Source organism: Microbacterium sp. CFBP 8794 (assembly GCF_014841235.1).
Lineage (GTDB): Bacteria > Actinomycetota > Actinomycetes > Actinomycetales > Microbacteriaceae > Microbacterium.
Genome location: NZ_JACYTT010000004.1, coordinates 110,625 through 129,402, shown reverse-complemented (window position 1 = coordinate 129,402; position 18,778 = coordinate 110,625). Strand labels below are relative to the sequence as shown.

Below are 18,778 nucleotides of genomic sequence, written 5' to 3'. Positions count from 1 at the left end.
TTCGCGTTTCGTGGGCGCGATTACTTGACGATGGCCTCGAGGTTGGACTGCGCCGTCTGCAGCAGCGCCTGCGGGTCGCCGGTCTTCAGCGACTCGAGCTGGGCGTTGAAGTCGGTGATGACGTCGGCCGCGCCCGCCATGTTCGGCGGGAACTGGGCGTACTCGGCGCCGGCGAGGAACGCCGTCAGCGTCGGGTTCGCGCTCGTCCACGCGTCGGCGGCGGACTGGATCGAGGGCATCGGGCCGAAGGCCTGCGAGAACGCCAGCTGCTGGTCGGTGCCGGTGAGGTACTCCACGAGCGACCGGGCCTGCTCCTGATTGCCGCCGTCGGCGGCCATGCCCCAGCAGTTGGTGAACTGGAGGGTGCCCTTGCCGCCGGGGCCGGCGGGAAGCTCGGCGACGGTGTAGTTCACGTCGGGGTAGTCGGCCGACATCGCGCCGGTGATCCAGTTGCCCTCGATGACCATCGCGGCCTTCTGGGTGCCGAGCGCCTCGCCGCCCCAGCCCGCGCCCACGTCGGACGCGAAGGCGAAGGTGCCGTCGTTCAGGTGCGTCTTGACGTAGGTCAATGCCTCGACGTTCTCGGGGCTGTCGGCCGTGGCCTGCCCGTCGGTGACGAGGCCGCCGCCCGCTTGCGCCATGAAGGCGCCGACGCGCTGGTACTCGGCGCCGAACGCGAGTCCGACGCGGCCGTCGACCGTGAGGCGCTGCGCGACGGATGCCAATTCGTCCCACGTCGTGGGGATGTCGGCATCCGTGAGACCGGCGGCCGACCACAGATCGGCGTTGATGATCAGCGCGAGCGTCGAGAAGTCCTTGGGTGCGCAGTAGAAGGTGCCGTCGACGGTGAAGTTGTCGACCAGCGAGGAATAGAAGTCGTTTTTGTTGGCCAGGTCGTCGCCGTAGGCCGCGATCGAGCCGTTGGCGGCGTAGCCCGCGAGGGCCTCGGGCGCGAGGTAGAAGAGGTCGGGCGGGGAACCGGCGGCGAAGCCCTGCGACAGCTGCTGGGGCAGGTCGTTGGCGGTCTGCACCTCGGCCTCGACGCCGGACTGCTCGCTCCAGGCGGCGACGGCGTCGGTGACGGCCTTCGTCTCGGCGTCGCCCGAGGAGCCGATGAGCAGGCTGAGCTTTCCGCTGCCGGACGCCTGGTTCTCGCCGGGGGTGTCGGAAAAGCCCGAGCCGCAGGCAGTCAGCGCGAGGGCGCCGGTGGCCAGCAGAGCGCCGGCGCCGAGCCAGGTGCGCGCGCGGCGGATGGGAGTGTGCCGTGTCATGTGTCTCTCTCCTTCGATGAGGCATGCGACCCCTCCGTGGTGCTCGGAGGGCCAGAGTTTGAACGTTCAAACTGTGGTGCGACTACGGTAAGGAGGGGGAGCGGCGTCTGTCAAGCGGTTGTCGCGCGGCTTAGGCTGACGGTCTGGACGGCGTCGGTCCGCCCGAATCGACGAGCGAGGGGGTCGCATGGCGAAGGCGCCCACCGTCGACGACGTCGCCCGTGTCGCGGGCGTCTCGCGCCAGACCGTCTCGAACGTCGTGAACACCCCCGACATCGTGCGCGAATCGACACGGCTGCGCGTGGAGGCCGCGATCGCCGAGCTCGGCTACCGGCCGCACGCCGCGGCCCGGCGTCTGCGCACGCGCCGCAGCTCGACCATCGGCATCCACCTCGATCCCTATGCCGGGGGGATCTCGGGCGTCGTGCTCGACCGTTTCGTGCATGCCCTCACCGAACGGGCGGGAGAGCGCGACATGCGCGTCCTGCTCTACGCCGCGCGCACCCCGGAAGAAGAGATCGCGCGCCTCGGCGACCTGCTCGAAGGTGGCGAGGTCGACGCCGTCGTGGTGACCGGAACGTTCCACGGCGATCCCCGCACCGGGTGGCTGACGGCGCGGAACCTCCCCTTCGTCTCGTTCGGTCGCCCCTGGGGAGAAGACGACGTCGAAGCCCCCGCGCACCTGTGGGTCGACGTCGACGGCGCGGCGGGCACCCGCGCCGCCACGCGACACGCCCTCGAGCACGGAGCGGGACCGGTGGCGTTCCTCGGCTGGCCCCGCGGGTCGGGCACCGGCGACGAACGCGAGCGAGGCTGGCGCGAGGCCGTCGCCGACGCCGGGCGCCAGCCGGTGCGGTGGACGGTCGAAGAGAACGTCGCCGCAGCCCGCGACGCCGTCGCCGCGGGGCTGGCGGACACCCCCGGCATCGGCGCGATCGTCTGCGCGAGCGACTCCCTGGCGATCGGCGCCCATCTGGCCGCCAGCGTCGCCGGGCGCGACGACCTCGTCATCGTCGGCTTCGACAACACCCCGGCGGTCGAGGCTCTCGGGCTGTCGAGCGTCGAGCAGCTCCCCGAGCGGGTGGCATCCGGAGCCCTCGACCTGCTCATGGGCGAGAACGGCACCATCGTCGCCCCCCGCGCGGCCGTCGCCGGCGCCGCGCACGTGCTGGTGGAGCCGCGGCTCGTCGTGCGCTGAGACGTGGGGCGGGTTCCGCGGCGTGGGCGCCCGGGCTGCGGTGGCGCGGACGCGTCCGCCCGGTCCGCGGCGGTGCGGACGCCCGGCCCGGCCCGCGGCGGCGCCGACGCTCGGACCGTTGAGTGTCCGAGACACGCCGTTCGGGAGGCGCGGGGTGCGGCGTGTCTTGGACACTCAACGGGGCGTGCGTCGGCCGGGCGGGCGGGACGGCGCGCGGCGGCGTGCCTCGCTTCGCCCGCGCTGCGGCGTGACCGCTGCGGACACGACCCCGTTGAGTGTCCGAGACACGCCGTCCGGGCGGGGCGGGGTGCGGCGTGTCTTGGACACTCAACAGCGTTTGCGTCGTGCGGGGCGGGACGGCGGGCGGCGGCCGGACTCGCGGCGGCGGGACTCGCGCGGGCCGGGCCGGGAGGCGGGGCGGCGGGCCTCAGCCGGGTCGGCCGATCCGGCGGGACAGCTCCGCCGCCGTCGCCGAGGCGGCCTCGGCGAGGGCGGCGGCGTCGCGCTCCGCGCCCTCGGCCGGCCAGGTGAGCGCCACGGCAGCGGCGGGCCACCCGGTGTGATCCCGCACGGCCGCGGCCACCGAACGGAACCCGGGGGTGACCTCGCCGTCTTCGCTCGCGAACCCGGCGGCGCGCACGTCGCGCAGCATCTCGCGCAGCGCGCGCGGGGTCGCGGGACCGAGACCGTGCCGCTGCGTCAGGGCCGTGGCATCCGGGAACGACGCCCTCACCTGCTCGCGCGGGAGGGCGGCGAGCATCGCGCGTCCCGTCGCGGTGAGGTGCGCGGGCAGGCGCACCCCGACGTCGGTCACCAGCGCGGGGCGGCGCGGGGCGCGCTCCTCGACGATGTACAGCACGTCGCGCCCGGTGAGCACGGCGAGGTGCGCGCTCTCGCCGACGCGGTCCGACAGGGCGGCGAGCAGCGGGCGCCCGAGGCGCGCGAGCGGCTGCTGCCGGGCGTAGCCGCCGCCGAGTTCGAAGGCCGCGGTGCCGAGCCCCCAGCGCCGGTCGCCGGGCAGGTGCACCACGTACCCGTGCTGCTCGAGGGTGGCGAGCAGGTGGTACGTGCTCGATCGGGGGATGCCGAGCGTGGTCGCGATCGTCTGCGCGGCGACCGGCCCGGGCTGGCGCGCGAGCAGCGAGAGGATCCGCAGCGTCTGGTCGGCGGCGGGAACCTGCGGGGCGGGAATGTCTGGCATGACAGACACAGGATGCCAGATCCCCGCCACGCGGGGCCCCCGCCGCGATCGAATCAGGGCATGAACTCGAGCGTCACCGTCGGATCCACCCCCCTCGCCCCCCGCGACGTCGTCGCCGTCGCCCGTCACGACGCCCGCGTCGAGGTGGCCGCCGAGGCGCTGCGCCGGGTCGCCGACAGCCGCTCACTCATCGAGGCGCTCGCCGACGACCCGCAGCCGCACTACGGCATCTCGACGGGCTTCGGCGCCCTTGCGACGACGTTCATCGCCGAGGACCGGCGCGCCCAGCTGCAGGCCAGCCTCATCCGCTCGCACGCCGCCGGCACCGGCGCCGAGGTCGAGCGCGAGGTAGTGCGCGCCCTGATGCTGCTGCGCCTGCAGACCCTCGCGACAGGGCGCACGGGCGTGCGTCCCGCCGTGGTCGAGACGTACGCGGCGCTGCTGAACGCCGGCATCACCCCGGTGGTGCGCGAGTACGGCTCGCTCGGCTGCTCGGGAGACCTGGCCCCGCTGTCGCACGTGGCGCTCGCGGTCATGGGCGAGGGCGAGGTGCGCGACGGCGAAGGACGCGCCACGACGGCCGCCGAGGCGCTCGCCGCTGCCGGCATCGCCCCGCTCGCCCTGCGCGAGAAAGAGGGGCTCGCCCTCATCAACGGCACCGACGGCATGCTGGGCATGCTGCTGCTCGCCCTGCACGACATCGACATGCTGTTGACGACCGCCGACGTGTCGGCCGCGATCTCGATCGAGTCGCAGTTGGGCACCGACGCCGTCTTCGCCGCCGACCTGATGGCTCTTCGTCCCCAGCTCGGTCAGGCCGCGTCGGCGGCGAACCTGCGGGCGTTCCTCGCCGGCTCGCCGATCGTCGCGAGCCACCGGGGCCCGCAGTGCACGCGCGTGCAGGACGCCTACTCGCTGCGCTGCGCGCCCCAGGTGCACGGCGCAGCCCGCGACACGGTGGCGCACGCGGCGGCCGTCGCTGACCGCGAGCTGCTCTCGGCCGTCGACAACCCGGTCGTCACCGTCGATGGGCGCGTCGAGTCGAACGGCAACTTCCACGGCGCCCCGGTGGCCTACGTGCTGGACTTCCTCGCCATCGCGGTCGCCGACGTGGCATCCATGTCGGAGCGACGCACCGACCGCGCGCTCGACGTGGCCCGCAGCAACGGTCTGCCGCCGTTCCTCGCCGACGAGGTGGGCGTCGACAGCGGCCTGATGATCGCGCAGTACGCCGCCGCGGGCATCGTCTCGGAGCTCAAGCGCCTGGCCGTGCCGGCGTCGGTCGATTCGATCCCCTCGAGCGCGATGCAGGAGGACCACGTGTCGATGGGCTGGGCCGGTGCCCGCAAGCTCCGTCGCGCCGTCGACGGGCTCGCCCGTGTGCTCGCCATCGAGGTGATGACCGGATGCCGTGCCCTCGACCTCCGCGCCCCGCTCGCCCCCGCGGTCGCCACCGGCGCCGTGCGCGACCTCGTGCGCACGCGGGTCGCGGGCCCCGGACCCGACCGATTCGTCTCTCCCGAGATCGAGGCCGTCACCGACCTCGTCCTCTCGGGTGCCGTTGCGGAGGCCGCCCTCGCGCGGATCGAATCAGGTCGCGCCTGACCGATACGACGGCAGGTGCCCCGCGCGAAGGGCGGGTGGGTACGCGGGTGCGGCCGACCGCGGCTCTCAGGGCGTCAGCAGCTCGAACTCGTCGGGCGGGGTGGCATCCACGTCGTCCCACGTTCCTTCGTGCCAGGTGAACACGGCCACGGCGCACGTGACCATGCGCTCGTCGCGATCAGCCAGGCGCGACACCAGCGCGCTCATGCCCGGGTCGTGGGCGACCACCATGACCTCGTCGACGCCGGCGGCGCGGGCGGCGGCCAGCAGATGGTCGGGGTCGGCGAGGTACAGGTCGGCCTGCTCGACGACGTCGACCTCGAACGCCCGGCCGAAGGCCTCGGCGGTCTGGCGGGCGCGCAGTGCCGTGCTCGACAGCAGCACCTCGGGGCGCACGCCCTGACGCACCACGCGGCGCGCCATGACCGGCGCATCTCGGCGTCCCCGGTCGTTGAGCGGGCGGTCATGATCGTCGAGGCCCTCGTCGGCCCAGTCCGATTTTGCGTGTCGCGCGAGGATGAGTTGGATCATCGTCTTTCCGCCAATCCGGGCAGGAGTTCGAGCGTGCACAGCGCGGGAAGCCGCACGGTGCGGGCGTGGTCGGTGTCGGCGCTGGCGGCACCGGGGTGTGAGGCGGGGGAGGGTCGTCGCCCCGCGGTGCGGCCGGCGCGCACGGACACGTCGCCGGCGCGCGGCCGGAGCGGACCCAGGGACAGAGCGCTCATGCGGCCACGTACACCCATGCTCGGATGCCGCTCGCCAGGGTGACCGAGGCACGGCGGTACAGCGACACCTCGTACTCGTCGGCCGCGTCGAGCTCCTCGGCGGTCAACGTCAGGACGCGACCGAACACGCGATCGTGCGCGTCGCCCGTGTGCCGCAGGATCGGGTGCTTGTCGAGGCCCGAGACCTGCGCGACGCGCTCGTCGTCGATGTCGGTCCACTCGAGGCGGTATCCGGGAAGCGCGTCTGCGTCGCCGCCGACGAGGCGGCCGAACGTGTCGAGCTGTACGTCGGGCAGCTGCAGCGTGCCGTAGGTGAAGAGGACCTCGAGCCCCGAACCGTCGCTCACGCGCCCCAGGCTACCCACCCGGTGACCCCGACGGGCGGTGCGACGCGATCGCCGTCACGGCACGGTCGTCGGAGCTGTGCGCCGCGCCGCCGGAGGACGGCCGTCGCGGCCCCGCTCCCGGACCTTCGCGCCGGGCCGCCTCGAGTCGACGGCCCTCTCCGCCCCGCCGCCGGAGCCTCACGCCGGGCTGCCGGGAGACAACACGAGACACTCACGAGCCCCATGCGAGGTGGGCGATCGTGAAGATCGCGAGGCCCGCGAGGGCGCCGACGATCGTGCCGTTCAAGCGGATGTACTGCAGGTCGCGACCGACCATGAGCTCGATCTTCTCGGTCGTCTCTTCGGCGTCCCACCGTTCGACGGTGTCGGTGATGATCGAGGCGATGTCGTGGCGGTAGCGCCCGACGACGAACACGGCGGCGTCGGTCACCCACCCGTCCACCCGCTTCTGCAGGGTCTCGTCGTGCTGCAGGCGGCTCCCGACCTCGGCGAGGGCGGCCGAGGCCCGGCGGCGCAGGGCGCTCTCGGGGTCGGCGAGGGCGCGCAGCAGTCCGCTCTTCGCGGTGTTCCAGGCATCGGCGGCGAGTTGACGCACGCGCGGGCTGTCGAACACCGAGGCCTTGGCCTCTTCGAGGCGCACCATGGTGGCGGGGTCGTGCTGCAGGTTGTCGGCGAGGCGGCGGAGGTAGCCGTCGATCGCCCCGCGAGCCTGGTGCCGCGGGTCGGCGCGCACGGCGTCGACGAATTGCACGGCCTCGCGGTAGACGGTGTCGTCGACGAGTCGCGTGGCCATGCTCGGCACCCACGTCGGCATGCGGCGCGAGACGAGGCCGTCGAAGACCTCGCGGTTGTTGCCGAGCCACACGGCGATGTTGTCGAGAGCGAGGTCGACGGCGCCGTGGTGGGCGCCCGACCCGATGACGCGTTCGAGCCACCCGCCGATCGAGGGGCCCCAGTCGGGCGAGAGCAGGTGCTCGCGGGCGAGGTCTTCGATGAGCGTCTGAACGTCGTCGTCGCTCAGTGCCGTGAGCACGCTGGTCGCGAGCGTCGCGCCCTCGGCGGCGAGGCGGTCGGCGTGCGCGGGCTCGGCGAGCCAGGCTCCCGCGCGGGCGGCGAGCGGCGTGGACTCGAGCTTCGTGCGCACGACGTCGCCCTCGAGGAAGTTGGTCTCGACGAACTCGCCGAGCTGCTTGCCGATCTCGTCCTTGCGTCGGGGGATGATCGCGGTGTGGGGGATGGGAAGGCCCAGCGGATGCCGGAACAGCGCCGTGACGGCGAACCAGTCGGCCAGTGCACCGACCATTCCGCCCTCGGCCGCGGCGCGGACGTACTGCATCCACTCGATTTCGCGCTGCAGCGAGAACGAGATCGCGAAGATGACCGCCATGCCCAGCAGCGCACCGAGGGCGACGCCCTTCATCACGCGTAGCGCGCGGCGGCGTTCCTGGTCGGCCGGGCTGAGCAGGGTCGACGGGGTGCGGGCCATCACGCGGTCACCGGCCCGAGCCAGGCCGAGGCGGCGGTGGAGTGCGCCGATTCGGGATCGGAGGGATGGAACATGCCGGCGAGGACGTCTCGGTAGAGGCGGCTCAGCTCGGTGCGCGAGAAGTACGCCGATCCGCCGGCGACGAGGACCGCATCGTCGACGACCGACTTGGCCATGGTGACGGCGCGGTGCTTGACGCCGGCCAGCAGCGAGAACCACCGGGAGCCGTGGTCGACCACCGCGTCGACGTCGGCGCTCAGGGCGGCGAGCTGCGGGGGCAGCGCCTCGTAGGCGATCGCCATTCCGGCGACGCGTCGACGGATGTCGGGGTCGTTCGCGTACGTCGTGCCCGTCTTCTTCGACCGCTTCGACGTCGCCGCCTCGACCGCGAGGTCGAGCGCGCGCCGGGCGATGCCCGTGTAGACCGATGCGAGCAGGATCTCGAAGACGGCGAAGATGCCGAAGACGAGGGCGTCGGGCTGCGGTCCGGGATCGATGCGCCGCACGACGCGGTCGGCCGATGCGCGGGCGTGGCGCAGGTCGGTGGTGCGGCTCTGCGTTCCGCGCATGCCGAGGGTGTCCCAGTCGTCGCGGGTGACGACGGCCTCGTCACGGTCGAGGAAGGCGAACACCATCTTCGGTGCGTCGGGCGACGTGGTGTCGAGCCCGTGGACGCCCAGATGGGTCCACACCGGCGAGAGCGAGGTGAAGATCTTCGTGCCGGTGAAGGCATACCCACCGTCGCCGTCTGGGACGGCGTCGGTGTCGCTGCCGAAGAGCACCAGGTCGTTGCCGGCCTCGCTGATGCCGAAGGCGAACACCTCGCCCGCGGCGGCCCCGCGCTGGACGAACTCGAGGTCGTCGATCCCACGATCGCGCAGCACCTTCGCCACCCCGGTCCACACCAGGTGCATGTTGATCGCGAGCGCGGTCGCCGGGGCGGCCCCCGCCAGGCGCTGCTGCAGCACCGACGCGTCGGCCAGGGTCAGTCCCGCGCCGCCGAGCTCCGCCGGCACCAGGATGCCGAGATACCCGGCCGCGCGCAGCTCGTCGAGGTCGTCGTGCGGAAAGGTGTTGTCGCGGTCGTGCACCACGGCCCGCTCGCGGATGCGCGCGAGGAGGTCATCGGGCAGGTACTGCGCCGGATCGAACGGGGTCATGGCATCCATTCTGCTCGGGTGCGCCGACATCGCGGGCGGGGTGGCAGCGGGTGCCGAAAGCTGCAGCACGATCCGACGCCGCTCCGGCCGTCGTCACCGGGGCCTGTCACGCCAGCGCGGCGAGAAGGGCGGCGATCGCGGCCTCGGGGCGATCACGGTGAGGTGAGTGCCCCGCCCCCGCGACGATCTCGAGGGTGATGACCGGGTTCTGCAGGACCTCGGCGGCCAGGTCACCGGTGAAGATCGAGTGCACGGCGGGGTCGGCGCCGATGATGCGCGTCGGCAAAGCGAGGGCGGCGGCCTGCGCGCGGACGTCCCAGATGTCGTTCTGCGTGCTCGTCTGCTCGACGGCCCACCGGCTCGCGCGCCGCGTCGCCCGCGCCTTCAGCTCCACGTCGATCGGATGCCAGGTGGGATGCGCCGCGCGCACGGCCTCTTCGCTCGGGTCGGCGAACGACTGCTCCTGACTCGCTCTGACGATCGCGCGGTCGTCGTCGGACAACCGGATCGCGGGGTCGACGAGCACGAGTCGACGCGTCCACGAACGGTCGTTCGCGGCGGCCACCGTGGCGGCCGCCCCGCCGAGGGAATGCCCGACCACCGCGTCCCACGCGCCCCCGCCCGCCGGCACCGTGCCCGACAGGTCGGCGGCGTACGCGTCGATGCGGTAGTCGAGGGTGCGCGGGGCGTCACCGTGTCCGCGCAGATCGACGGCCACGGCGTGCCATCCCGCGTCGGCCAACGCCGAGGCGTACCGCCACATCAGGGCGCCGTCGGAGCCGAGACCGTGCGCGAGCAGCACCCGCGGTCCGCGGGGATCGCCCCACGACAGGCGGGGCAGGGTGACGGGGGAGGTCATGGCATCCATTCTGCTCGTCGCTCGCGCTCGCCGGAGCGCGCGGAGACGCATGGCGTCAGGGGGAATCGATCGCGTCCGCGTGCACGCTTCGGCCCGGCATCGCGCGACGGCCCCCAGAATGGATGCCATGATCTCGACCGAGATGGCCCTGGCCCTGCGCGAGGCGGGATTGGTGTGGCATCCCCGCTCCGGCGACCGTTTCCAGCTCGACGAGCCCGAGTTCGAGGCCGACGTCTTCACAGTCAGCGAGATGACCGTCGAACCCCGCGACTATCCGACCGGGCGCATCCTCGCATTCAACGGCACGACGGAGTGGGCGCTGGACTCCGTCGCCACCGAGGAAGCGCTGTGGCTGCCGTCGGAGTCGCAGCTGCGCGAGCTGCTGAGGGCGACCTTCCGGTCGCTGCGCCGACTGTCGGACACCTACGAGGTCGAGATCTCGGTCGCGGGCGCCTCGCTCGTCTTCGACCACCCCGAGCCGGCCGACGCGTACGCGCTCGCCGTGTTGGAGCTGCTGCGGCGGACGCAGTGACGTCGGCGTAGCGGCGTCTACGCGGGGGTGTGTGGGGCGCGGGCGTTCGCGTGTGGGTGTTTGGGTGCGGGGCTTTCGCGTGCGGGCGGATTGCGTGCGGTCGAGTTGCGCGTGTTCGCGTGCGGGTGAGCTGCGTCCGTGCGTTTGAGTGCAGGCGTTCGCGTGTGGGGCGAGCGGAGGGTGAGGGACGAACGGAGGAGGGGATGCCGGTGTCTCGCCCTCCCTTCGTCCCTGGTCCTCCCTTCGTCCCGCGCCGGAGGCGGAGTTCGCGACGGCCGAGACCTGAGCGGGCCAGAGAGTCGGCGCAGGCAGGGGAGCTCGCGCTGGCCGGGGAGCCCGCGCCGGATGCGTGACCCGCGCGGGCAGGGTGAACGTGCGCCGGTGAGGGCGACGGATGCCGGGGATGCGGCATCCGGGCTCAGGTGATGGTCTCGACAGGCTCGGTGTCGGGGATGGGGCTCGAGTCGCGGTGGCGCAGGTCGGGGAAGCCGCGCACGAACACCGCCGCGACGATGAACCCGGCGACGGCGAACGCGGCCGCGGCGACGTAGGCCCCCTGCGGGCCGATGCCGTCGACGAGGAAGCCGGCGACGGCCGAGCCCGCGGCGGCTCCGATGAGCTGCCCCGTGCTGATCCAGCCGTACGCCTCGGCGGTCTCGCTGAACCGCACGCTCGCCGAGGTCATCGCGAACATCACCGCGAGCGCCGGGGCGATGCCCGCGCCGGCGACGAGGAGCGTCGCGCCGATCCACCACGCGTTGAGCGAGAAGACGGTGAGCGAGAGTCCGAGCGCGACGATCGCGAAGCGACGGGCCATGGCCCAGGGACCGATGGGGATGTGGCCGAACGAGAGCCCGCCCGCGAGGCTGCCGACGGCGAAGACGGCGAGGATGAGTCCCGCCTCGAGGCCGCCGTGGTCGAACGTCGCCACGACACCCGCCTCGACCGCGGCGCAGGCGCCGATGAGCAGGAACCCCGTCGCCGTCGCGAGAACGACCGGCGGCTTGCCGAGCACCCGGCCGAGGCCGCGGCGGCTGCGCGGAATGCGCACGCGTCCGACCTCGGGGCTGAGGATGAACCAAGCACCGCCACCGAGCAGGATGACGACGACGAGCAGCAGACCGGGGACGGTGCCGACCTGGGTCGCCACGAGGGTGATGAGCACGGGCGCGAGCACCCAGATGATCTCTTGCAGGGAGGCGTCGAGCGAGTACAGGGGAGTGAGCTGCTTCGACGGGACCATCTTGGGGTAGATGGTGCGCACGGCCGACTGCACCGGCGGAGTCGACAGGCCGGCGACCAGGCCCAGGACCATGTACAGGGGCAGGGGCATCTCGATCAGGGCGAGCGTGGCGATGGCGGCGGCGCACACGACGAGCGTCACCGAGAGCACCCGGCGCATGCCCCAGATCCCCATCCAGCGGCTCGTGACGGGACCGGCGACGGCCTGCCCGATGCTGGTCGCGGCGAGGACCAGGCCCGCGGCCCCATAGGAGCCGGTGACGTGCTCGATGTGCAGAAGGACGGCGAGGCTCGTCATGCCGTTGGGGAAACGCGCCGTCAACTGTGCGGCGATGATGCGACCCACGCCGGGGGTCTGGAGGAGTTCGCGGTAGCCGGCCACCGCACAACGCTATCTCCCCCCTCCGACATCGGGGAACGGAGGTGTTCCGACCCCGGGCGACGAGGGGGAAGGGCCCACCGGGGCGACACGCCCGCGACACGCCGGAGGGTGGATCGGCCGACCTGTGCAATGTCGGAACCCCTCGCTAGCGTCCGATCTGTGGACAAGTCGGCGCGCCGCTGTTAACAACCGCGGAATCGCGCCGGTCGAACGGCTTCGGAGAGGAGTGGGATCTGTGGATGAAATCGTGGACAACCTGTGTTGTACATGGGGAGAGACGGTGGAAAATCACACGGATGTAACTACTACCCCTTGTGGTGACTTCCGATGTCGGTCCCCATATGTAGTATTGAGGTCCCGGCTAGCCCTGCTTGCTCGGACGAAGAATTTCCAGGGGAGAGAGACAACATGGCGATCACGGTCTACACCAAGCCGTCCTGCGTCCAGTGCACCGCGACCTACCGTGCGCTCGACTCGAAGGGCATCGAATACAACGTGCTCGACCTGTCGGAAGACCCGTCGGCACTCGAGCAGGTCAAGTCGCTCGGCTACCTGCAGGCCCCCGTCGTCATCACCGACGAGGACCACTGGTCGGGCTTCCGTCCCGACAAGATCGATGAGCTCGCCTCGCGCCTCGCTTGATCCCTCGACAGCCTCGACGACTCCCGTCATGAGCGCTGTCCTGTCGGCGACCGAGGCTCCGCTGCTGGTCTACTTCTCGAGCGTGTCGGGCAACACCGCACGTTTCATCGAGAAGCTCGGCAAGCGGGCCGTGCGCATTCCGATGCGACCGATCGATCCGCCCCTCCACGTCGACGAACCCTTCGTGCTGGTCACCCCCACCTATGGCGGGGGTGCCGGCCGGGGCGTCGAGAAGGGCGCGGTCCCCAAGCAGGTCATCCGCTTCCTCAACGAGGAACGGAACCGACGCAACATCCGCGGCGTCATCTCCGCGGGGAACACGAACTTCGGCGACGCATTCTGCCTCGCCGGCGACATCATCAGCCGCAAGTGCACCGTGCCGCACCTGTACCGGCTGGAAGTATTCGGCACGCCAGACGACGTCGAGCGCGTCACCCAGGGATTGGAACGATGGTGGAAGCTGAACTGACCGACGTGCACTTCAAGGCGGAATTCAAGACCGAGGCCCGTTTCGAGGGGCTGGACTACCACGCCCTGAACGCGATGCTGAACCTGTACGACGCCGACGGCAACATCCAGTTCGACGCCGACAAGCGGGCGGCGCGGGAGTACTTCCTGCAGCACGTCAACCAGAACACCGTGTTCTTCCACTCGCTCAAGGAGCGCCTCGACTACCTCGTCGAGAAGGAGTACTACGAGCCGACCGTGCTCGCGAAGTACTCGATGGACTTCATCCAGGAGCTCAACGACCGCGCCTACGGCGCCAAGTTCCGTTTCGAGACCTTCCTCGGCGCGTTCAAGTACTACACGAGCTACACGCTCAAGACCTTCGACGGAAAGCGCTACCTCGAGCGCTTCGAGGACCGCGTCGTCATGACCGCCCTCGCCCTCGCCGACGGCGACCCGCGTCTCGCGGTGCAGCTGGTCGACGAGATCATCTCGGGACGCTTCCAGCCCGCCACCCCGACGTTCCTCAACGCCGGCAAGGCGCAGCGCGGCGAACTCGTCTCGTGCTTCCTGCTGCGCATCGAAGACAACATGGAGTCGATCGCCCGCGGCATCAACTCCGCCCTGCAGCTGTCGAAGCGCGGCGGCGGCGTGGCCCTCCTGCTGTCGAACATCCGCGAGTCGGGTGCGCCGATCAAACAGATCGAGAACCAGTCCTCGGGCATCATCCCCGTGATGAAGCTCCTCGAAGACAGCTTCAGCTACGCCAATCAGCTCGGCGCCCGCCAGGGTGCCGGTGCGGTGTACCTCAACGCCCACCACCCCGACATCCTGCGCTTCCTCGACACCAAGCGTGAGAACGCCGACGAGAAGATCCGCATCAAGACGCTCTCGCTGGGTGTCGTCATCCCCGACATCACGTTCGAGCTCGCCAAGAACGGCGAAGACATGTACCTCTTCTCGCCGTACGACGTCGAGAAGGTCTACGGCAAGCCGTTCGGCGACATCTCGGTCACCGACAAGTACCGCGAGATGGTCGACGACCCGCGCATCAAGAAGACGAAGATCAACGCGCGCGAGTTCTTCCAGACCCTCGCCGAGATCCAGTTCGAGTCGGGCTACCCGTACATCATGTTCGAAGACACGGTGAACAAGGCGAACCCCATCGCCGGCCGCATCAACATGTCGAACCTGTGCTCCGAGATCCTGCAGGTCAACACCCCGACGACGTACAACGAAGACCTCTCGTACGACACCATCGGCAAGGACATCTCCTGCAACCTGGGCTCGATGAACATCGCCCTGGCGATGGACGGCGGCGACCTGGGCCTCACGGTCGAGACCGCGATCCGCGCCCTCACCGCCGTGAGCGTGCAGAGCCACATCGCCTCGGTGCGCTCGATCGAAGACGGCAACGACCGCTCGCACGCCATCGGCCTCGGCCAGATGAACCTGCACGGTTACCTCGCTCGTGAGCACGTGTACTACGGCTCCGAAGAGGGTATCGACTTCACGAACATCTACTTCTACACGGTGCTGTTCCACGCGCTGCGGGCATCGAACCGCCTCGCCATCGAGCGTGGCGCGGCCTTCGACGGCTTCGAGAACTCGACGTACGCGTCGGGGGAGTTCTTCGACAAGTACACCGACCAGGTGTGGGTGCCGCAGACGGCGAAGGCGACCGAGCTGTTCGCGGGCGTGCAGATCCCCACACAGGACGACTGGCGTGAGCTGAAGGCCTCGGTGCAGGCCCACGGCATCTACAACCAGAACCTGCAGGCCGTGCCGCCGACCGGGTCGATCTCGTACATCAACAACTCCACGAGCTCGATCCATCCGATCGCCTCGAAGATCGAGATCCGCAAGGAAGGCAAGCTCGGTCGCGTCTACTACCCGGCTCCGTTCATGACGAACGAGAACCTGGAGTACTACCAGGACGCCTACGAGATCGGCTACGAGAAGGTCATCGACACGTACGCCGCGGCCACGCAGCACGTCGACCAGGGCCTGTCGCTGACGCTGTTCTTCAAGGACACCGTCACCACCCGCGACATCAACAAGGCCCAGATCTACGCGTGGCGCAAGGGCATCAAGACCATCTACTACATCCGTCTGCGTCAGCTGGCGCTCGAGGGCACCGACATGACCGAGTGCGTCTCGTGCATGCTCTGAGCCGCTGACCATCCACCGATAGAGGACGCAGGAACGCCATGGCTGAAAAGCTGCAGCTGCTGAACCACGTGCAGGCCATCAACTGGAACCGCATCCAAGACGACAAGGACCTCGAGGTCTGGAACCGTCTGGTGAACAACTTCTGGCTCCCCGAGAAGGTGCCGCTGTCGAACGACATCCAGTCGTGGAACACGCTCACCCCCGAAGAGCAGACGCTCACCATGCGCGTGTTCACGGGGCTCACGCTCCTCGACACGATCCAGGGCACGGTCGGCGCGGTCTCGCTCATCCCCGATGCGCTCACCCCGCACGAGGAAGCCGTCTACACGAACATCGCGTTCATGGAGTCGGTGCACGCCAAGAGCTACTCGTCGATCTTCTCGACGCTGTGCTCGACGAAAGAGATCGACGAGGCGTTCCGCTGGTCGACCGAGAACGAGTTCCTTCAGAAGAAGGCGCGCATCGTCATGGACTACTACCGTGGCGACGATCCGCTCAAGCGCAAGGTCGCCTCGACCCTGCTCGAGTCGTTCCTGTTCTACTCGGGCTTCTACCTGCCGATGCACTGGTCGAGCCGGGCGAAGCTCACGAACACGGCCGACCTGATCCGTCTCATCATCCGCGACGAGGCCGTGCACGGGTATTACATCGGCTACAAGTTCCAGCGTGGACTCGAGACGGTCGATGAGGCACGTCGTCAGGACCTCAAGGACTACACCTTCTCGCTCATGTACGAGCTCTACGACAACGAGGTGCAGTACACGCAGAGCCTCTACGACTCGGTCGGCCTGAGCGAAGACGTGAAGAAGTTCCTTCACTACAACGCCAACAAGGCGCTCATGAACCTCGGCTACGAGGCGATGTTCCCGTCGTCGGTGACGAACGTGAACCCGGCGATCCTGTCGGCCCTCTCGCCCAACGCCGACGAGAACCACGACTTCTTCAGCGGGTCGGGTTCGTCGTACGTCATCGGCAAGGCCGAGGCGACGGAAGACGACGACTGGGACTTCTAAAGATTCCTGACCGCAGCAAAATTTGGGCCGCGCTGCGGTCGAGAGCCCCCGTCGCGCCGTGCCCATTTCGGCGCCGCGCGGCGGGGGTTCACCCACGTTCTGCCCACATTCACCGAGAGGAGGTGAACAGCATGGCTGATAAAGGAAAAGCACGCAGCGCCATCACGGGGCGTTATGTAACGCCAGCGACGGCCGCCCGCAACCCGCGGACGACCGTCGTCGAGAAGCCCACGAAGAAGAACGGTAAGTAATCCATCGACGTGAACGCGGCGGGGTTCGGATCTGCAGTCCAGCCTCGCCGCGTTCCACGTTACTCGCTACGAGAGCGCCATCGCTCGCGTTCCAGTCATCTTCACGATGGAGGTCTCGCGGTCTTCATCGGATAGCTCGGCGTTGACGTCGAGCGTCATGGCGGCCAAGGCATGACCACGTATCGGCGGCACGGGTTTGCGTCCGAGGCTGCCGAGATCGCGCCCGGCGAGATCCGGATGCCGGGATGCCAGGCGATCGAGCAGCTCGACCGAGTCGCGGGCGTCGTCGTACCCCGGACGGCGTCGTCATGCCAACGTTGAGGGAAGTGGGGTCGATGAAGACGCTCGGACCTTCGGCTGCATAAGCGGACAGGAAAGTATAGTTGTGTCATGAACGTGAAAGAGGCTGCGGCAGCGCTGGATGTCTCTCCGCGCCGCGTCGTCGCGATGATCGCCGCCGGGCAGATCGCCGCGACGAAGGCCGGGGGAAGCTGGCACATCACGGCGATGCCGAGCGTGCGGTCACGGCGTCGTCCGCTGTCGGAAAGGTCGCAATCGCTCCTTGCGCAGGCCTTACATACGCGGAGCCTTGCGGGCATACACGGGCAGGAGCTGTCTCGGACGGCGACGCGCATCCGTGAGCTTCGTTCGTCGGAGAACCCCGCCGAGCTCCTCGTGGACTGGTGGAGGGGGAACGTTGACAACGCGACCGTGAACTTCGGTACGAACCTTGTCCGCCATGCCGTCGCCGGTGACGCAGGATACGTTCGCGAAGCCCTTCACCGCTCACGCCGGGAGTATCTGCGCCGTCCGGAAGACTTGGCAGAGGTGGTCGGCACCGAGAGACGGATCCGCGGGCTGTCTCTTCAACAGCTCGCGCGAGAGGCCGAGGTCTCCGTCGCAGATCTCCGCGACATCGAGAACGGTCGCCCGTTGTCTTCGCCCACCACCAGCAGGCGTGTGCTCCGGATGCTCGACATCGAACCGACGGCCCTACCGGATCTGGCTCTCGCGTGAGCGAGCGCCTGGAGGCATGGCTGGAGGGCATCCACGCCGGTCAATTCGCCCGAGCAGACGACGGTGTCGTGACCTTCACCTACTCGGAGGATGCGTCAGCGACCCCCATCTCCCTCTCGCTCCCGCGCGAAGGGGGGTGGACCCGGGGTGCGCCGGCGAACCTGCTGGACAACCTCGTCCCGGACAGGGAACACGCCAGGCGCAGGATGGCGGAGGTCTACGGAGCGTCCGGGACCGGCACCTTCGATCTGCTCCAGAAGGCCGGGGGAGACGTCGCCGGCGGGTTGGTTCTCCTTCCAGAAGGCGAGATGCCCTCCGCGGGCCCTGCTCGGCTGAACCCGGCGCTCGATCGTGATGTGGCCGACCGCATCAACAGCATCAAGCTCGATCCGGACGCGTGGGCACCGAAAGATGTCCCCGCGCGGTTTTCTCTTGCCGGCACCCAAGGGAAGTTCGCTCTGGCTCGGATAGACGCCGACTGGTATTGGTCCAATGAGTCCGTCCCGTCCACCCACATTCTCAAGCCGGGCAAGAGAGAGCATCGCGACCTCGAGCTCGCGGAGGTTGCGACGTTGACCCTTGCCGCGGACGTGGGCGTACCCGCGCCGAAAGTGGCAATCCTGCACGCGTATGACCAGACCGCCTTCATCGTCGAGCGCTTCGACAGAGCCGTGACACCCACTTCTCTCCTTGCGAAACGCCTGCACGCTGAAGACCTCGCTCAGTCGATCGGTCTTCCTCCCGGTGAGAAGTACGGCGTCACCGCAGAGCAGATCGTCGGAAAACTCCGTGAGGTGGACGACACCGGCTCGCTCGCCCGGGTCTTCATCCAGCAATTGGCGTTCAACGTTTTAGTGGGCAACGCTGACGCCCATGCCAAGAACTATTCCGTCCTGCTTCGGCCGGATGGGGTGAGTCTTGCGCCGATCTACGACGTCGTGCCGGTTGGTTTGTACCCGTCGTTCGAGCAAGAACTAGCGATGCGCGTTTCCGGCGCCCGTTACCCGCAGGCAGTCAGCCGTGACCACTGGCGCAAGTTCGCTCGCCGGGTGGCGATAGACCCGGATGAGGTGATGTCCATCGTCTCGCACGTGGCGGCTGGGATGGCGGAGATGAACGAAACCGCCTGGGCGCAGCTAGACGAAGATCACGTCGAGGTGATGAGAGCGACCGTCGAGCGCAATACCTCCCTCGCGCTCACGGAGCCTCACCGGGCGAGGACCTGACG

Annotated in this window: 18 protein-coding genes; 9 read left to right on the top strand and 9 right to left on the bottom strand. The window is 69.5% G+C overall.

Features of this window, described 5'->3' with window-relative positions:
- Positions 1–20: 20 nt before the first annotated feature.
- Positions 21–1,271, bottom strand: a complete 1,251-nt coding sequence (locus tag IFU19_RS11470) for a sugar ABC transporter substrate-binding protein (protein ID WP_192013904.1) — start codon at positions 1,269–1,271, stop codon at positions 21–23.
- Between the two features lie 187 nt (positions 1,272–1,458).
- On the opposite strand from IFU19_RS11470, the gene IFU19_RS11465 reads away from it, so the two are divergent.
- Positions 1,459–2,469: a LacI family DNA-binding transcriptional regulator gene (locus IFU19_RS11465; protein WP_192013902.1), complete on the top strand. Its 1,011-nt coding sequence runs from the start codon at positions 1,459–1,461 to the stop codon at positions 2,467–2,469.
- A gap of 427 nt (positions 2,470–2,896) precedes the next feature.
- Here the strand turns inward: IFU19_RS11465 and IFU19_RS11460 are convergent, their stop codons facing one another.
- Complete coding sequence (locus tag IFU19_RS11460; RefSeq protein ID WP_192013900.1) at positions 2,897–3,670, bottom strand: IclR family transcriptional regulator; 774 nt, start codon at positions 3,668–3,670, stop codon at positions 2,897–2,899.
- A gap of 60 nt (positions 3,671–3,730) precedes the next feature.
- Between IFU19_RS11460 and hutH the strand changes: the two genes are divergently transcribed.
- Positions 3,731–5,275 carry a histidine ammonia-lyase gene (gene hutH, locus IFU19_RS11455; protein WP_192013898.1) on the top strand — a complete coding sequence of 515 codons (1,545 nt, stop codon included), beginning with the start codon at positions 3,731–3,733 and terminating at the stop codon, positions 5,273–5,275.
- Positions 5,276–5,341: 66 nt separating this feature from the next.
- Here hutH and IFU19_RS11450 read toward each other — a convergent pair whose 3' ends face one another.
- From IFU19_RS11450 to IFU19_RS11425, 6 genes are all read right to left on the bottom strand, one after another.
- Positions 5,342–5,806, bottom strand: a complete 465-nt coding sequence (locus tag IFU19_RS11450) for a SixA phosphatase family protein (RefSeq protein ID WP_070409597.1) — start codon at positions 5,804–5,806, stop codon at positions 5,342–5,344.
- Positions 5,803–6,000, bottom strand: a complete 198-nt coding sequence (locus IFU19_RS11445) for a hypothetical protein (protein ID WP_191915677.1) — start codon at positions 5,998–6,000, stop codon at positions 5,803–5,805. Before IFU19_RS11445 ends, IFU19_RS11450 begins: the two co-directional genes overlap by 4 nt.
- Positions 5,997–6,347, bottom strand: coding sequence for a gamma-glutamylcyclotransferase (locus IFU19_RS11440; protein WP_191915678.1), 351 nt, complete (start codon positions 6,345–6,347; stop codon positions 5,997–5,999). Before IFU19_RS11440 ends, IFU19_RS11445 begins: the two co-directional genes overlap by 4 nt.
- Positions 6,348–6,558: 211 nt before the next feature.
- A complete protein-coding gene (locus tag IFU19_RS11435; RefSeq protein WP_192013896.1) occupies positions 6,559–7,833 on the bottom strand; it encodes a DUF445 domain-containing protein in 1,275 nt (424 codons plus the stop codon).
- Complete coding sequence (locus IFU19_RS11430) at positions 7,833–8,993, bottom strand: acyl-CoA dehydrogenase family protein (protein ID WP_055838050.1); 1,161 nt, start codon at positions 8,991–8,993, stop codon at positions 7,833–7,835. The genes IFU19_RS11435 and IFU19_RS11430 overlap by 1 nt, the downstream gene beginning before the upstream one ends.
- Positions 8,994–9,099: 106 nt before the next feature.
- A complete protein-coding gene (locus IFU19_RS11425) occupies positions 9,100–9,852 on the bottom strand; it encodes an alpha/beta fold hydrolase (RefSeq protein WP_191915680.1) in 753 nt (250 codons plus the stop codon).
- 127 nt (positions 9,853–9,979) lie between these two features.
- Here IFU19_RS11425 and IFU19_RS11420 point away from each other — a divergent pair, with 127 nt between their 5' ends.
- Positions 9,980–10,384: a hypothetical protein gene (locus IFU19_RS11420; protein WP_055838046.1), complete on the top strand. Its 405-nt coding sequence runs from the start codon at positions 9,980–9,982 to the stop codon at positions 10,382–10,384.
- 418 nt (positions 10,385–10,802) lie between these two features.
- Here IFU19_RS11420 and IFU19_RS11415 read toward each other — a convergent pair whose 3' ends face one another.
- Positions 10,803–12,008 carry an MFS transporter gene (locus IFU19_RS11415; RefSeq protein ID WP_192013894.1) on the bottom strand — a complete coding sequence of 402 codons (1,206 nt, stop codon included), beginning with the start codon at positions 12,006–12,008 and terminating at the stop codon, positions 10,803–10,805.
- A 408-nt stretch (positions 12,009–12,416) separates the two neighbouring features.
- Here IFU19_RS11415 and nrdH point away from each other — a divergent pair, with 408 nt between their 5' ends.
- The 6 genes from nrdH to IFU19_RS11385 all read left to right on the top strand — a co-directional run bounded on the left by nrdH (position 12,417) and on the right by IFU19_RS11385 (position 18,776).
- Positions 12,417–12,650 (top strand): glutaredoxin-like protein NrdH, encoded by a 234-nt coding sequence (gene nrdH, locus IFU19_RS11410; RefSeq protein ID WP_055838040.1) that lies wholly within the window; start codon positions 12,417–12,419, stop codon positions 12,648–12,650.
- A 28-nt stretch (positions 12,651–12,678) separates the two neighbouring features.
- Positions 12,679–13,119: a class Ib ribonucleoside-diphosphate reductase assembly flavoprotein NrdI gene (gene nrdI, locus IFU19_RS11405; protein ID WP_055838034.1), complete on the top strand. Its 441-nt coding sequence runs from the start codon at positions 12,679–12,681 to the stop codon at positions 13,117–13,119.
- Positions 13,101–15,269, top strand: a complete 2,169-nt coding sequence (nrdE, locus tag IFU19_RS11400; protein ID WP_055838031.1) for a class 1b ribonucleoside-diphosphate reductase subunit alpha — start codon at positions 13,101–13,103, stop codon at positions 15,267–15,269. Before nrdI ends, nrdE begins: the two co-directional genes overlap by 19 nt.
- 38 nt (positions 15,270–15,307) lie before the next feature.
- Positions 15,308–16,282, top strand: coding sequence for a class 1b ribonucleoside-diphosphate reductase subunit beta (gene nrdF, locus IFU19_RS11395; RefSeq protein ID WP_055838028.1), 975 nt, complete (start codon positions 15,308–15,310; stop codon positions 16,280–16,282).
- A gap of 641 nt (positions 16,283–16,923) precedes the next feature.
- Positions 16,924–17,550 carry a helix-turn-helix domain-containing protein gene (locus tag IFU19_RS11390; RefSeq protein ID WP_192013892.1) on the top strand — a complete coding sequence of 209 codons (627 nt, stop codon included), beginning with the start codon at positions 16,924–16,926 and terminating at the stop codon, positions 17,548–17,550.
- Complete coding sequence (locus tag IFU19_RS11385; RefSeq protein ID WP_192013890.1) at positions 17,547–18,776, top strand: HipA domain-containing protein; 1,230 nt, start codon at positions 17,547–17,549, stop codon at positions 18,774–18,776. The genes IFU19_RS11390 and IFU19_RS11385 overlap by 4 nt, the downstream gene beginning before the upstream one ends.
- The last annotated feature ends 2 nt before the right edge of the window (positions 18,777–18,778 follow it).